Origin of the sequence: Flavobacterium plurextorum (assembly GCF_024638035.1) — a bacterium.
Taxonomy (GTDB): domain Bacteria; phylum Bacteroidota; class Bacteroidia; order Flavobacteriales; family Flavobacteriaceae; genus Flavobacterium; species Flavobacterium plurextorum.
On sequence record NZ_CP100442.1, the window covers coordinates 319,559 to 335,416 of the forward strand.

14 protein-coding genes are annotated in these 15,858 nt (G+C 29.9%); all 14 read right to left on the minus strand.

Annotation, left to right across the window (positions count from 1 at the left end; genetic code table 11):
* Positions 1–6 precede the first annotated feature (6 nt).
* On the minus strand, positions 7–759 hold the full coding sequence (locus tag NLG42_RS01540; protein WP_257682824.1) for a glycosyltransferase: 753 nt from the start codon (positions 757–759) through the stop codon (positions 7–9).
* Between the two features lie 86 nt (positions 760–845).
* On the minus strand, positions 846–1,895 hold the full coding sequence (locus NLG42_RS01545) for an EpsG family protein (RefSeq protein ID WP_257682825.1): 1,050 nt from the start codon (positions 1,893–1,895) through the stop codon (positions 846–848).
* Positions 1,896–2,264: 369 nt separating this feature from the next.
* Complete coding sequence (locus tag NLG42_RS01550; protein WP_257682826.1) at positions 2,265–3,323, minus strand: glycosyltransferase; 1,059 nt, start codon at positions 3,321–3,323, stop codon at positions 2,265–2,267.
* Positions 3,324–3,365: 42 nt separating this feature from the next.
* The gene (locus NLG42_RS01555) at positions 3,366–4,103 is read right to left on the minus strand and encodes a glycosyltransferase family 2 protein (RefSeq protein ID WP_257682827.1); all 738 of its coding nucleotides are present in this window, start codon (positions 4,101–4,103) and stop codon (positions 3,366–3,368) included.
* A gap of 237 nt (positions 4,104–4,340) precedes the next feature.
* On the minus strand, positions 4,341–5,549 hold the full coding sequence (locus NLG42_RS01560) for a glycosyltransferase (RefSeq protein ID WP_257682828.1): 1,209 nt from the start codon (positions 5,547–5,549) through the stop codon (positions 4,341–4,343).
* Positions 5,550–5,552: 3 nt separating this feature from the next.
* Entirely contained in the window at positions 5,553–5,966 is a 414-nt protein-coding gene (locus NLG42_RS01565) for a GNAT family N-acetyltransferase (protein WP_257682829.1), read from the minus strand.
* Position 5,967: 1 nt separating this feature from the next.
* On the minus strand, positions 5,968–7,062 hold the full coding sequence (locus NLG42_RS01570) for a DegT/DnrJ/EryC1/StrS family aminotransferase (RefSeq protein ID WP_257682830.1): 1,095 nt from the start codon (positions 7,060–7,062) through the stop codon (positions 5,968–5,970).
* 15 nt (positions 7,063–7,077) lie between these two features.
* A complete protein-coding gene (locus NLG42_RS24395) occupies positions 7,078–7,593 on the minus strand; it encodes an acyltransferase (protein WP_307774297.1) in 516 nt (171 codons plus the stop codon).
* Positions 7,594–7,642: 49 nt separating this feature from the next.
* The gene (locus NLG42_RS01580) at positions 7,643–8,992 is read right to left on the minus strand and encodes an oligosaccharide flippase family protein (RefSeq protein ID WP_257682831.1); all 1,350 of its coding nucleotides are present in this window, start codon (positions 8,990–8,992) and stop codon (positions 7,643–7,645) included.
* A gap of 62 nt (positions 8,993–9,054) precedes the next feature.
* Positions 9,055–10,125, minus strand: a complete 1,071-nt coding sequence (gmd, locus tag NLG42_RS01585; RefSeq protein WP_257682832.1) for a GDP-mannose 4,6-dehydratase — start codon at positions 10,123–10,125, stop codon at positions 9,055–9,057.
* A 72-nt stretch (positions 10,126–10,197) separates the two neighbouring features.
* Positions 10,198–11,148 (minus strand): GDP-L-fucose synthase family protein, encoded by a 951-nt coding sequence (locus tag NLG42_RS01590; RefSeq protein WP_257682833.1) that lies wholly within the window; start codon positions 11,146–11,148, stop codon positions 10,198–10,200.
* A gap of 9 nt (positions 11,149–11,157) precedes the next feature.
* On the minus strand, positions 11,158–12,240 hold the full coding sequence (locus tag NLG42_RS01595) for a lipopolysaccharide biosynthesis protein (protein WP_257682834.1): 1,083 nt from the start codon (positions 12,238–12,240) through the stop codon (positions 11,158–11,160).
* A 12-nt stretch (positions 12,241–12,252) separates the two neighbouring features.
* Positions 12,253–14,757 carry an SLBB domain-containing protein gene (locus tag NLG42_RS01600; protein ID WP_257682835.1) on the minus strand — a complete coding sequence of 835 codons (2,505 nt, stop codon included), beginning with the start codon at positions 14,755–14,757 and terminating at the stop codon, positions 12,253–12,255.
* A 49-nt stretch (positions 14,758–14,806) separates the two neighbouring features.
* Positions 14,807–15,856 (minus strand): dTDP-glucose 4,6-dehydratase, encoded by a 1,050-nt coding sequence (gene rfbB, locus NLG42_RS01605; RefSeq protein WP_257682836.1) that lies wholly within the window; start codon positions 15,854–15,856, stop codon positions 14,807–14,809.
* Between the last annotated feature and the right edge of the window lie 2 nt (positions 15,857–15,858).

Below are 15,858 nucleotides of genomic sequence, written 5' to 3' on the forward strand. Positions count from 1 at the left end.
GGTATATTATAGATAATACTTAACATAATAATCAAATATTATCTTTTTTCTTGTTTGTAATATTAGTTTAATTGTTCTTATGAGTGCTATACGTCCATAATAATAGTTATCTTTCCAATTTGTTCGATCGAAATTTTTAACATCTGTTAGAAATATTTTAAATCTTGGAAGTATATTATCTAAATTGGTTTCAAATAAAGAAAAATCTTGTTCAATCTCAAGATTTAATACATAAAAACGAGTTCCTACTTTTTTTTTAAATCTTTCAATAAATTGAAAATCCGCTCCGTCCACTTTAATTTTTTCATTATAACAGCCCGCAAGAAAGTAATCACTTAAAGAAATACACAATCCACTATTTACAGGTACATAATTATCTAAAGAATGTACTCCATGCGATATATAATCTATTAATTTTCCCCACTTTTTTGTATATAAACAAGGCGACATAATCTTTCCACCTTGAATTTTCAAAATAGGTGCAAACAACTTAAAATCATTATTATTAATACTTTCTAAATAAACATTAAGAGAATTCAAAGGAAATTCAGTATCTTGATCTAATAATAGCAAATATTTTTTATTATTATTTTTTGCGTGAGAAGCAGCCTGATTATATGCCTTACTTAATCCACTATTAGTTAAGTCACTTTCATAAGTAATATTCCAATATTGGTTAAATAATAATTTTTCTTGTTCATATGGACTATTGTCATAAACATATAAATCCGCTTTAGAAAATTGTTCTTCATTTTTCAAAGCTTTTGTAAGAGAAAGAAATGTCACTGAATCTTTGAGCTCACATTTATAGAGAACAATTGTAAACTGTATATCTGAAATTAAGATCATTCGAATATTAATAAAGTTTTAGCACGATAATGAAAAAACAGTAGAATAGCAGAAAAAACGATTAAAAGCAACCTTAAAAAAATTCTGTTTTTGGGTTCAACAGTGTATAAGATTAGAGGCAAAACTACAAACTCCACTGTTAAAAAAAACTCGTTAAAACGTAATGCGATTGCTGAAGTTTTCGACATAATTATAAGAATTGATATCGCAATTATGTAAATTTTCACCAAAAGAATTGCATATTTGTTTGCAAGGCTAATAACATCTATATTTCTTAAAATATAAATGATAAAAAGAATCCTCAATAACACCAATGTACTAAAAACATTTACTTTGTCATCTTCATTTGCTTCCTGCAATAGTATATATGTTTGCACTTTAGCTTCTATCCCAGCAATTGGTATTAACTTATAAAAATCAATAGGTGAAATAGACAAGAAAAGAAGCGCGTAACTCATTGGTATTACCAAAATCCAAACCTTCTTATTTATTTTATCACTCTTTAAAAAATATATCGGCAACAAAACAAAAGCACTAAAGTGAAACAAGATTGCGCAAAAAACTATCCCAAAAAATTGATACTTATTTTTATTTTGTAGGGGTATTAAACTAAACAGCATTAAACCAGAAGCTACACCTGCTCTAATTTGTGTTAAATCATGAAGAATATAAATACTGCTGAAATAAAGTAATAAACTAAGAAATATATAATCTGTTAATTTGGTAATACTATAAGTTTTAATAGTAATACCTAATATTGCAAATATCAAAAAAAGCAACACAACAGAATTGGCGAAAAATCTCACGAAATAGGTGATAAATACAAACCCAGGCTCAACAAAATACGTACTATTTTTATCCAACGATAAAAATATTTCTTTATATGTAACATAATCCCAATCGAGACCTTCTCCTCTAAAACCCGAAATTAGTATTAGAATAAAACTAATTATTACGAGAATAAAATTTTCAACAACTCTATCCTTAATCTTAAAAAGAGAAAAGAATGAAAGAATTAAAAATATTAAAAAAAAAATTATAACCATTTATAAAACATCATAAAAAAATAATCCCTTTTTTAAGGATCCTATTAGGTTTACAAAACCAAATCTCTAAATACAATTCATAAGACGGCGTAAAGTATCGATATCTGAAATAGTCTTCACTATTTTAGATTAAAGCATCCTATATTATTGAAAGTATCTTTATTAAATAAGTTACGGAAGAGGTCTTTCTCTATTATTTACTATAATACCATAATTTCGAACTAAAGAATTAAACTTCAAGGATAAAAAATTTACCACGTCAAATCAGAATTTTCTAAATTAAATAAACCTACAAACTACATTACTAATTCTTATTCTCAAGTGAAATTCGATTTAAACTAGAAACAGGTAAAAACAATTTTAAATATCTTACAATTCTAACGAATCAAGCAAAGTAGCCCACTGAAAATCAGTCGCTTGGCTTTCAGCAGCATCTCTCATAACTTCTAATTTAAAATCATCAATACCATCCAAATAATTCTTCCATTCATTAAAGATCACAAACTCAATACTCTTAGAGTCTTTAAACACATTTTGCAACTCCTTCAAAGGGGTTGAAAGCACTGGTATTCCTGCGGTAATATAAAATGATACTTTTGTTGGATAACATAAATTATAATAGAACTTGGTATTGTCATATGGTAAAAGCCCAATATCACATAAAGAAGCAATTCTATGAGCTTCATGTTCCTCAAAATTACCTAGATAAAAAATATTGTCAGATAAAGAGCAATCTTTTAACCAATTTCCATCGGTTCCTATTAAAATTAAAAACAAATCGTTTTTCTTCTCAAAAAGAGAAATTAAATCTCTAATATTTCTTCCTTCATTTAAACTCCCTGCGTAAATAATCTTAATTTTATTTGTCTGTTTAAAAACATCATGAATCATTGCATTTTCTGCAATTAATCTGGGCCCTCCATTAATCAGAACCTGCGTAAAAGATAAATCTATTTTGTATTTTGAACATACAAAATCTCTCATAAAATTTGACGCAAAAATATAATTTGTGTCTTTAAGGGAATAAATTAGATCTTCAAAAATAATATACTCTTTCTTTACTTCTAATTGCAAATCTATAGCTTGCTCGTGTGGTAAATCGTTTACTTCTATAAACAGTTTATTTTTTTTTGATACATATTTTAGAAAAACAAAAAATACTTTTCTAAACAATTTATATCCAAATAAAGAAATAGGAAATAAAATAAGTATAGATCCCTGATGTAAAAAAATTTTTTTCTCCCTCGCAAATGTCATCAACAATACTGCTCTGAAAAAGAATAAAACTCTACGGATTTTATTCTTGTTATAAACATGATAGATATTCTTTGTAATAGATTTAAATCTAATAAAAAACGCATAATTTCTTGCCATACCTCCCTCATATACTTTATCGGTGAGATACGCAAAATAATAAATACCAGGCATTTTTTTTTGTAAGTAATTAATATGTAAAAATTTATTAATGAATTAAGACAAACGAGTTACGTTATGAAAAAACTGACATCTTAAAAAAAATAGGCTAACTTTTAGTTTCTTTAAAAGACCTACTGTATTCATTAAAGATACTTTTTTATATTCTTTTATTAAATGACTATGATTCTGAGCCGAAAAACCATTATTATCATACCTACAGATGATTTCATCAATATCTCTAAAAACTGCTTTAGCTTTTTTAAGTTCATGATATTGTTTATAATCTGCCGCAATTTTAAAAGAAATATCAAACAAATTTAATCTTAATAATTCCCTTTTTATGATTACACTTTGATGGCAATAAGGCATCGTTCTCCAATCAATATCTCTAGATTTTGATTGGAGAATTACCTCTTTATTATCAGAAATCATACAGGTGTCTCCATAAATAACATCCTCATCATTTGATAACTTAATAATATTATTTAATGTCTCCTTACTATAAAACTCATCACCCACATTTAGGAAATAAACATACACTCCAGAGGCTGCAATAATTCCCTTATTCATTGCGTCATAAATTCCTTTGTCTGGTTCACTAATCCAATAAGAAATTTTGTCTTGATATTTCTTAATGACTTCTAATGTACCATCAGTGCTCCCTCCATCAATTACGATAAATTCGTAATTCTCGAAATTTTGATCAATTACATTTAATATAGTCTGTTCAATATTTTTAACAGTATTATAAGAAACCGTTATTATCGAGATTATAGGAACGTTATTATTCAATTGTTTTTTATTTAATAAATTATTATAAATCTTTACCGTTTTAACTTACCAAATTCTTGTGAGAGAATTAATCGATTTTTCAAATATTTAATTGTGAATCCTTTTTTGAATAAATAACTTAAAAAGATTCAGGAGCTAATAAAAAAACTCACAAGATAAAGAATTAAGTAATCAGATTATCTATACATCAAATAGAATCAAATTAATTTTAAATATCAACATTTCCATCGCTTGAAATTAGTCTAGAATAGTCTGAATAATTTGTTGCCCCATACTCAGCATTCTTTTTTCGTTTCGCATTTTTAACTCTTCAAATGTATACTTAACGTTATTCTGTTTATAAACAATTTTCATTTTAGATGCTAAATCTTCAAAGGAACCTGCATTAAAAAAAGTAACACTTTCATCATCTAATTCAAGATTTACGGGTATATCTGAAACTATAGATGGTATTGCATATGCTACGGATTCGTATACAGCTCCACCACCAGGGCCACCTTCGAATAAAGTTGGCTGAATAACTGCTATTGAATCTTTTAAGATTTGAAGCTGATGCTTTTTAGGAATATATCCCACGATAATAATTCTCTCGCTCAGACCTAAATCTTCTATTAATTGTTCTAATTCTGAAAAATAATTTGGGAAACGATAATCTATAACCTGGCCTGAACATACTAGACCAATTTCATTATCTCCAGTTTCATCAATAAACACTTTAAAAGCTTTAAAAGCAGTTCTGTGATCTTTATGTATCCAAAATTGATTTGAAATCATAAAGTATTTAGCTGGCAAATTATATTTTGTTACATCAAAATGTTCAAAAAAATCGTGATTCAAAACAGGACAAAATGGTAATGTCATCACCTTTGCATTCTTGAATTCAATAAATTTTTCAACATCATTTTTTACAGCTTTGGCATTAACTATTATTTTTTTTGCCTCTTTCATCATTGTAGAAAAATGTTCATCTCTCACTTGAATTTCTTCATTTGTAAAAAACTCCGGATAGTATTTATGCTGGAAGTCATAAATATAACCTGCCCACTGAACTGGAAAATCAGCGGGAAGTACACTAAACAATGGAAGTAAAAAACTAATATTATCTTTTACAGTTTTCTTGGCTAAATCCTCTTTTGTCCCATTGTACTTAACAATAGTAATTGAAGAATTTACTGCTTTAAAAGTATTAATTATTGATGTCAAATCGATATTCGTCTTATTTAGCAAATACTTACTTGAAAATAAAGGGTTAATCAATTTTTTAATTAAATTTTTGAATCTAATTTTCAAATTCGACTGAACGGGAACGTAAACAAACAAATTTATTTCGTATTCTTTTTTTCTTTGTACAGAAGTTAGCCCGTTCAAAATTAACCTAATAAAATCAATACCACCGCCCCAAGTGATAAACTGTTCTGCTGCAATTCCAATTTTAAGGTTTTTCATAAATTAAAGATTAGAAGCTAAAAATAAAACATCATTTACTTCATCGATTTGTGAAAAACCAAATTTCTTATATAATTTAATCGCGGGGTAATTATCTCTGTCAACTGATAAATTAATTTTTGACAAATTTAATTTATATGCCTGCGTCATTAAATAGTCCATTATCAGATTTCCCCCTCCTTTACCTCTATAATTTTCCGAAATTGCAATCCCAAGCCAAATTTTATCACCATCACGATCTAAGTGGCCATAGCCAACTGGTATCTCATTTACAATCAACAAAATAGTAACTAAGTGATTTTCAACACTGCTTATTGTTCGTTTATTATAATAACGAAATGATTCATTACTATTTCCCATAGAAGAAATAAAATCTTCTAACAGTTCAATATTTTCATTTGTAACTTCAACAAACATATTAAGAAACTACTTCTTTTATTTTATCACATATAAATCGGATATCCTCATCAGTTAAACCTGGATAACTAGGTAAATTAATTCCTCTCCAACCTATATTCTCTGCAATTGGGTGTCGCTGGTATTTATCAGAATACATAGGCATTGTATGGACAGGATAAAATAAAGGGCGAGTTTCTATACCATTTTCATCTAAATGTTTACGTAAATTCTCTCGTTCTTTAGCATCTTTTAGTAAAATGGAACACATCCAATATGAATGATAAACATCTTTACTACCTGAATCATGAAACTCAACTGAAGTATCTTTAAGTAGAGACTTATAAGTATCAGCAATTTTTGCTTTTTGCTTTAGAACTGTATCAATATTCTCCATTTGAGCCAAACCAATTGCAGCACAAATATTAGTCATTCTGTAGTTATATCCAATTACATCGTGCCAATACTGTCTATGCTTAGCTAAACCTTGTCCTTTAAAGTGTACAGCACGATCATATAGAGTATCATCATTAGTTACAACCATACCTCCTTCACCTGTTGTAATGGTTTTATTTCCAAAAAAACTAAAAGTAGAAATATCTCCAAAAGTTCCCACATGTTTTCCTTTATAAGTAGTACCTATCGCTTCTGCACAATCTTCTATAAGGAATAGGTTATGCTCTTTACAGATAGCTAATAAAGCATCCATATCACAAGGATGTCCATACAAATGCACTGCCATAACCGCCTTTGTATTTGGAGTAATTTTTCTTCTCACATCTTCTGAATCAATTTGCCAACTATCCGCAAGAGAATCTACAAATACAGGCTTCGCACCTGTGTAAGCAATTGAATTTACAGATGCAATGTAAGTTAAGGTAGGAACAATTACCTCATCACCTTCCCCAATTCCTAATGCCAATAAAGCAAGATGTATAGCTACAGTACCATTTGAAACTGTAGTAGAGTGTTTTACGTTAATGTATTCTGAAAAAGAATTTTCAAAATCATTTATAAACCTCCCTTTCGAGGAAATCCAAGTTGAATCTAGACACTCATTAACATACTTTTTTTCATTACCATTAAGCAACGGTTGATAAACTGGTATTTTAAACATAATTCTTATTTTTTATTATTCTAGGATTTTAATAACTTTAGCAGGATTTCCCCCAACAATAGAATTTTCAGGTACATTTTTGGTAACAACTGAACCTGCCGCAATTACGGAATTGTCTCCAATTGAAACTCCTTTTAATATTATTGCTCGTTCTCCAACCCAGACATTATTACCAATTGTAACCGGAGCATTATCGACTTGGTAGTATCTATTAACGACTCTGTTGCTCCAAAATTTTTTTGTCGAATTCAATCTTTCAATTGGGTCAACTGGATGCTCATTACTATCACTGATATATACATCTCTACCGAACATACAAAAACTACCTATTTCAACACTATTTGCACATACTATTTGGGTTCTTAAGCTTGTCCAATTATAACTGCCAATTTTTACAATTCCTTTTTCAAAACATCTTATATGAAAATCATCACAAAATTCATTATTATCTCCAATTACGATACTACTAATAGATCCATGATTTTCAATACAAATCTTATTTGGCAATAGAACATTACTCCCCACTATCATATTATGGTTTTGTCTTCGGGACAAAAAAAATAATTTTCTATATATAAACTTACTTATTCCATATACCCTTTGCAACATTCTTAATTATTTTTTTATATTGAATAAAACAAATTATAGCTCCGATACTTAAACATATAAAATTAGATGCTGGCATTGCAAAAATGCCAAATTTTAAAACACGAACAAAAAAAATAGATAGTGGTATATTTACAATCCCCATAACAATTGCACATATAATCTGAATACGAATCTTTCCAACTCCATTAAGAAAACTAGCAAATATACTATTCCAGTTAAAGACAACAATATATAAACAAATAGACAAAGACAACGGTAAAGAAACAATAACTGCATTTCCAACCCAAAGTTTAATAATGTATTTCGCATAAAAAATCATAATAATTAAGACAATTATACTGTAAAACCAATACTTTATCAAAGTATTGATAGTCTTCTCAATCCAAACATATTCATTTTTAAAAAATGCCTCAGTAAAAGCAGTCCAATATGGAGCTATTAGAATCGTAAAAAACATACTTACAATATTGAAGTATTTATAAGAAATATTAAAATCAGTTACATCCGAAGGATGAAAAAGCTGTGCGATTAAAATATTATCTGTCTGAAAAACAATTAAAGTTATAATTTGTAATATAAAGAACTGGGAACCTAAACTCATTATACTTTTAGATTCTTTAAAATCAACCGCTTTTAGAGATGGGGAAACAAGCTTAAAATTTTTCTTGAATAAATAGAAAGTTGCTACAAGGGAAATTACTACAGGGAAAAAAGATAAACACAACGCTAACAAAACTAAATTAGCATGTGTTGTTTTAGTTAATATCCAAACAGCTCCTGTCAGAGCAACATTACTAATAAATAACAATATAGAACTAATTGAGACCATTTGAAATGAGGCTGCAACTATATTAATAATATCAGTAACAAATTTCAACAAAAAGCAAAGAGAAACAACGGTAACTACTCTATAAAGTTCTTTTTCCGGAATAAAACTAGAATTAAAAACATTTTGCCAACTAACAAATGGACTTACCAAAAAGTACAAAACAATAAAAATTATCGCAATTATGCCAATTATTGCGTAGGTAGTACTTACATAAATACGAGCTTTTTTAAAATCATTCTTTGCTAAACTCTCTGATAGTTTATTTCTTAAACCATTTCCAATTCCAATGTCAAATATAGCAATCCATCCAACTAGAGAGGATACGGTCAACCACACACCATATACATCAGGTTTAATGTAATTAACTGTTAAAGAAACCAGAACTAATTGTAATGCAATACTTCCTCCTTTAAAGAAGATAGACAGTATAATATTAAAATTAGCTTTTTGAGAACGATTTAAATTATTTCTTCTAAAATATTTTTTAATCACTGACTGTTTTATTCAAAAATAATTCAAAGAAGTTTACTTACTTCAAACTATTAAATTTTCATTTAGTATAATTTCAAATCGCTTTCTATCATTTCTTTAACTAATGAAGCTAAATCATATTTGGGTTCCCAACCTAGTTTTTTAGATTTGGTTGGATCACCAATTAGCAAATCTACCTCCGTTGGACGATAATATTCTGGATCTACGCGAACAACAACTTGGCCTATTTCTAATTGATATAAAGGATCACTACAAGACACAACTTTAGCTGTTTCATTTTCATTTTGACCTTCGAACATTAATTCAATACCTACTTCAGCAAAAGCCATAATAACAAAATCTCTGATATAAGTAGTAACACCTGTTGCAATTACGTAATCTTCTGCTACATCTTGCTGTAAAATTCTCCACATTGCTTCCACATAGTCTTTTGCATGTCCCCAATCTCTTTGCGAATTTAGATTCCCTAGATATACACATTCCTGCTTGCCTTTAGCAATTGCTGCAGTTGCCATCGTAATTTTACGCGTCACAAAAGTTTCACCACGTCTTGGAGACTCATGATTGAACAAAATACCATTACAAGCATACATATTATAAGCTTCTCGATAATTTTTCGTTATCCAAAATCCATATATTTTTGCTGCACCATAAGGAGATCGAGGGTAAAATGGTGAGTTCTCATCATAAAAACCTTTTTCATTTTTATTTTCTGCCAAACCTCCGTAAAGTTCTGAAGTTGAAGCTTGATAAATTTTAGTCTTTTTTTCCAGTCCTAATATTCTTACCGCCTCTAAAATTCGTAATGTTCCTAACCCATCAACATTTGCAACATATTCGGGTGAATCAAAAGAAACTTTAACATGAGACATAGCTCCCAAATTATAAATTTCATCAGGCTGTACTTCCTGAATAATTCTTATAATATTCGTTGAATCAGTTAAATCACCATAATGCAATTTAAAATTCACATGTGCTTCATGTTGATCCTGATAAATGTGATCAATTCTCTGTGTATTAAAAGAAGATGCACGTCGTTTAATACCATGCACTTGATATCCTTTTTCTAATAATAATTCAGCCAAATAAGATCCATCTTGACCTGTAATTCCAGTAATAAGAGCTATTTTCATTTTTATTTATATCAATACGTTATAATTTCTAGAGCACATTATAAATTAATCGCTTTATTATATAACACTTTTTTACAATTTAACTTCTTTATATTTTCCTTCGTTTTCTAAAAACCAATCATACGTTTTTTGAATTCCTTTCTCTAAAACAACTTTATGTTTCCATCCCAACTGTTGCATTTTTGAAACATCCATCAATTTTCTTGGTGTACCATCAGGTTTAGTATTATCCCATACTATTTCTCCTTTATGTCCTACAATTTTTTGAATAATTTCTGCTAATTCTTTAATTGTTAAATCAACTCCAGTACCTACATTATATAAATATTCAGGCAATTTATTTTCTAGTGCAAAGACTACAGCTTCTGCCATATCATCTACGAATAAAAATTCTCTCATGGGGGTACCACTACCCCATAATAATACAGGCGCATTCGCATTTAATTTTGCATCGTGAAATTTACGAATCATGGCAGGCAAAACATGAGAGGTTTTCAAATCAAAGTTGTCATGTGTCCCATAAAGGTTAGTTGGCATTAAACTTACATAGTCCTTTTCAAATTGTTTACGAATTGCTTGACAAGCTTTTACTCCAGCAATTTTAGCGATAGCATACCACTCGTTAGTTGGTTCCAAATAATCAGAAAGTAAATACTCCTCCTTTAATGGCTGCGAAGCTAATTTTGGATAAATGCAAGAACTGCCAAGAAAAATAAACTTTTCAACTTCATTTTTATGAGCTCCATCAATTAAATTATTTTGAATTTGCATATTCTCCATTATAAATTGATACGGATAATCATTATTTGCTAATATTCCACCAACTTTTGCTGCTGCATCAACGATAACTTCTGGTTTTTCTAAAACAAAAAAAGCATTAACATCCTGTTGATTTCGCAAATCCAATTCTTTACTGGACCTTCCAATCAAATTTCTATATCCTTTTGATTCTAATACCCTCCAGATTGCACTTCCTACCATTCCGTTATGACCAGCAATATATATTTTCTTATCTAAATTCACTTCCAAAAACTATTTAAAAATTTGTTTTAATCCTCTTTTAACAATCAATATAAAAATCGCTACAAAACCAAATAAAAAGCCACCTAAAACTATTCCTTTAGCTTTAGCAAACCTTTTTTTCTCTAAAGGTAAAATTGGCCTATCAATTACTTGAATCAAAGGTGTTTCTTTTCTTAAAGTCACTTTTGCTAATTCCGCTTGTTTAACTAATTCAGTTAATATTGCTGTATTAGCTTGTACATCCACTTGTCTTCTCGCTGAAGGCGCACGACGTACATTAAGAGCAGGATTTAAGTTAAACGTATTATCATTAGCAATGGCTACTCCTGTAATTGCACCATTAAGTTCGCCTCTAATAGAATCAACTTGATGTTCTAAAATCGCCATATTACTTCTAGCTTTTTGACTTTTCGTTTCAATATAAAACTTTCCAACCTGTTGTGCTAAAGTCTCACAAAAAAACTTCGAAAAAAGCTCATTCGAAGAAGAAACATCAATACTAATTATATTAACTTTCTTATCCTTTTGACCAACATCCAAAGTTCCTTTTAATAAATCTTCATAAATGGCTCCCAAAATACTGTCTTGCAAACGAGTAAAAAGTTTGCGATCTTCTCCTGGCAAAAATTGTATATTTTTATATTTAGGGTTTTCGTTCCATTTTTTTCGTAATCCATTATTTTGAATATACATTTCAGCTAATGAAATTGTTTTACCATCAACTGTAACAGGTCTCATCAAACTTGCTTCAACCATTGTTCGAGATTTAAACAATTCTGGAAGATTAGATCCTGTAAAAATTCCGCCACCACTACCTCCTAAATCTAAACCAAAAGAACTAGCTAAACCCAATGCACCACCAAGCCCCCCACCATTTTTCTCATCTTCCAATGCAAAAGACAGTGAAGCTGTATACATTGTTTTTTTTAAAATGGAATATGTAAGTCCCATAATTGCTCCCGTAATTCCAGCCAATACAATAATTTTCCATTGTAAAATTAAATATGAAAACCACTCTCCTATTGTTTGCAGTAATTTTTTTAACGACATTTCATCGTTATCATAAGCGTCATCCCTATGTTTTTTTTCCATTAAGAACCTAATTTATTTAAAAGCAGTTACAATTAACAATGCTAAACTTGAAATTACACTTCCTATACCAACCCATTCCCCCGCAGACATTTTCTTAGTTAATGGCTTCTCAGGAACTACAATTTGAGAATCCGGTTCCACCTTTGGGTAAGACCTAAAAAATAAAAATGATCTCGTTACCGCCGCTTTTCCATTTGGGTAAATAATATAAGCTTTTTTCTTCCATCCTTTATTGTCAACACCTCCAACAGAGTTTATATAATATTTGAATCCTTTTCCACTTCTGTAGGGAATCTCAGAAGTTAACAATACATTACCTGTTACTTTTACCCCTTCGTTATAAATTGCAACTTCGATTTCATCACCTGGGAACAACGTAACATTTGAATAATGATTTTTATCTTTAACAATTTTTTCCCAATTTACTGGAATCGTAGCATACTTTAACTCATCTCTCAATTTTTTAGACAATTTTGAACTAAGCGTGTCTCTTTCTTTTACAGTTTCTTTTACATTTATTTCTTTTCCCTCTTCTGTAAGTTGCTTTTTATCAAGATTCAAATTGATACTTTCTAATTGTTCAATTTGCTCTTCTTTAATTGGTCGTTTAATTTTCATCCCATCTAGATTAGCAATTGACGTAAGCCCTCCAGCTCTCATTACTACATTATAAACGGTTTCTTTTTTATTAGCCAAAACATATTTTCCTGGATAGGTAACTGCACCGCTCACTTTAACCATTTCTGGTTTTTCGTACACTGCCATTTTACGAATGTTAATCACGTCAAAAGGCTTCAAAGCAAAATTCTTAACCTGTTCATTATTCTCTGCCGTAATTTCAAGCTCAACTAATTCTATTTTCTTTGGATCAGCGTCATCTATAACATCCGACTTTACCATTCTGGCAATCTCCACTCTCTTAGAAGCCGAACCTGTTAAACCACCAACTTGAACTACTAAATCGTTTAGCGTTAAATTATCAAAGTAGTCATATTCACCAGGATTCTTTACTTCACCATCAATCGTAACTTTATATTCTTCTCTAAAATCTAAAATAGAATATACTGTAACAACATCTTCTCTTTTTAATTCAATATCTGCATCTAAATCCCCTGATAACGCTGCACTTAAATCTACATTTACAATTTCTGTGGTTAAATTTGTTTTTAAACGAATAATTCTAGCTCGTTTTGTATAAGCATCTTCTTTTAAGCCTTCCGCTCTTGTAACAAGATCTGAGATTCTCATTCCTACATTGTAAGAATAATAATCGGGTCTAAAAACAGCTCCTTCAATTTTAATACGATTTTCAAATCGATTTAAGATTTTGGTCACTTTAAAGACATCTCCTGATTGAGGTAAGTATGAATTATACTCACTTTCGTTGATATCATGCACTTTAAATTCTTTTCCCGTTTTTTGCAATACATTTACTGATGCAGTATAAGCAAATTCATTAAATCCCGAAGCAAAACTCAATAAATCAGAAAATTTTTCACCTTTTTTCATTTCGAATATTCCAGGTCTCTTCACTTCTCCTTCAACAGTTACTCTTTGTGTATAAGCCGGGATTCGAATCACATCGTTATCTCTTAAATTTACATTATCAGACTGATCTCCTTTTACCAAAAACTTATAGATATCTATACTTCGATACACTTTGTTATTTCGAATTAATTCTATATTTCTATAACTCCCATTTTTCCCTGGTCCTCCAGCCAAATGCAAGGCGTTATAAACAGAAGCAAGAGAAGAAATAGAATAATTTCCTGGCTGTTTCCCCCCAACAATTGTGACTTTAATTGTTCTTATATCACTTAAAATAACACTTACCTGGGATTGCCCATATCGAACCGTAGTATATACCCTGGCAATAGCTGCCTTAATTTTTTGGGTAGCGGCTTCAATTGACATGCCTCCAACTGCTATCTGACCAACATTTTGAATATTTACTTTACCTTCAAAATTTACAGAAATGGTATCATCAAATTGTTGAATACCATATACACTTACTTCTAATTTATCACCTGAACCTAGAATATAATTTACAGGCGTTGCCATTTTTAAATCAGGTTCAAAATTAAGCGTTGGATTATCAAACAGTTCAGACCCGAAAATTAATGCATTTAAAGAATCTTTTATTTTTTCATTTTTAATCTTTTCTTGTTTTCTGCCAAACTCAGTATCCTTATCCGTTTTTTTTGATTGAGCCTCTTGATCCTTATTTTTATTTTTATCTTTATCTGGACTATTCTTCTTTTCGTAGGTTGCAATACGAGTTCTCAACTTATCAAACTCTGCTTGGCTCATCCCTTTTGATAGTGCCATTGATTCAACATCGTTAATAGTGGCATTGTTACTTTTCAATTGCGAAATAATTTTAGCAATCTCATCATCTGATAAATAATCTACTTTAATGGTGCTTAAATCCTTAGATTTTATAATATCCTGGGCATTAACATCAACTGTTAGCAACAAAACAAAAAAAAGTGTAATAACGTATAGTATCTTTTTCATATTTGGAATAAAATTTAACCCTTGATTGGTTTAAAAAACATTTTAAAGTTTACGAATATTGCTTTTGATAATAATCTTTGTAGGCCCCTGAGGTAACATTCTGTAACCATTCTTCATGAGTCAAGTACCAATTAATAGTTTTCTCTAATCCTTCTTCAAAAGTTACAGTTGGTTTCCATCCTAATTCTTTATTAATTTTGGAAGCATCAATTGCATATCGTAAATCATGACCTGGTCTGTCTTTTACATAAGTAATTAACTCGTGAGAAGTCCCTTCTTTTCTTTCTAACTTTTTATCCATTATTTGGCACAATAATTTTACCAAATCAATGTTCTTCCACTCATTAAATCCTCCAATATTATAGGTTTCATGATTCTTCCCTTTATGAAAAACTAAATCAATGGCAATAGCATGATCTTCTACAAATAGCCAATCACGTGTATAATTACCATCACCATAAACCGGAAGAGACTTATTATTTATAATATTATTGATAAAAAGCGGAATTAATTTTTCAGGAAAATGATATGAGCCATAATTATTTGAGCAGTTTGTTAGAACATAAGGCAAGCCATATGTTTCTCCATAAGCTCTTACAAAATGATCTGAACTCGCTTTTGACGCTGAATAAGGAGAATTGGGATCATAAGGAGTTGTTTCTGTAAAAAGTCCCTCTGCCCCTAGCGAGCCATATACTTCGTCTGTACTAATATGATAAAAACGTTTACCTTCAAAATTGCCTTTCCATTGCTTTTTTGCAGCGTTTAGCAAATTCATTGTACCAATTACGTTTGTTTTTACAAATGCTAAAGGGTCTTCAATAGAACGATCTACATGAGATTCTGCTGCTAAATGCAAAACTCCGTCGAAACTATGAAGGCTAAAAAGTTCATTTATAAAATTTTCATCAACAATATCGCCTTTTACGAAAGTATAATTTGAATTATTCTCAATATCTTTTATATTCTCCAAATTTCCAGCATACGTCAATGCATCTAAATTGAAAATTTGATATTCTGGATATTTAGTTACAAAACGCCTTACTACGTGAGAACCAATAAAACCAGCACCGCCAGTGATAAGAATTTTTTTTGCCATTT

What these genes read in the sequence shown, in the direction of transcription:
- NLG42_RS01545 (WP_257682825.1), bottom strand. Translation starts at nt 1,895, where the DNA reads ATGGTTATAATTTTTTTTTTAATATTTTTAATTCTTTCATTCTTTTCT.
- NLG42_RS01550 (WP_257682826.1), bottom strand. Translation starts at nt 3,323, where the DNA reads ATGCCTGGTATTTATTATTTTGCGTATCTCACCGATAAAGTATATGAG.
- NLG42_RS01560 (WP_257682828.1), bottom strand. Translation starts at nt 5,549, where the DNA reads ATGAAAAACCTTAAAATTGGAATTGCAGCAGAACAGTTTATCACTTGG.
- NLG42_RS01565 (WP_257682829.1), bottom strand. Translation starts at nt 5,966, where the DNA reads ATGTTTGTTGAAGTTACAAATGAAAATATTGAACTGTTAGAAGATTTT.
- NLG42_RS01570 (WP_257682830.1), bottom strand. Translation starts at nt 7,062, where the DNA reads ATGTTTAAAATACCAGTTTATCAACCGTTGCTTAATGGTAATGAAAAA.
- NLG42_RS24395 (WP_307774297.1), bottom strand. Translation starts at nt 7,593, where the DNA reads ATGATAGTGGGGAGTAATGTTCTATTGCCAAATAAGATTTGTATTGAA.
- gmd (WP_257682832.1), bottom strand. Translation starts at nt 10,125, where the DNA reads ATGAAAATAGCTCTTATTACTGGAATTACAGGTCAAGATGGATCTTAT.
- NLG42_RS01595 (WP_257682834.1), bottom strand. Translation starts at nt 12,240, where the DNA reads ATGGAAAAAAAACATAGGGATGACGCTTATGATAACGATGAAATGTCG.
- NLG42_RS01600 (WP_257682835.1), bottom strand. Translation starts at nt 14,757, where the DNA reads ATGAAAAAGATACTATACGTTATTACACTTTTTTTTGTTTTGTTGCTA.
- rfbB (WP_257682836.1), bottom strand. Translation starts at nt 15,856, where the DNA reads ATGGCAAAAAAAATTCTTATCACTGGCGGTGCTGGTTTTATTGGTTCT.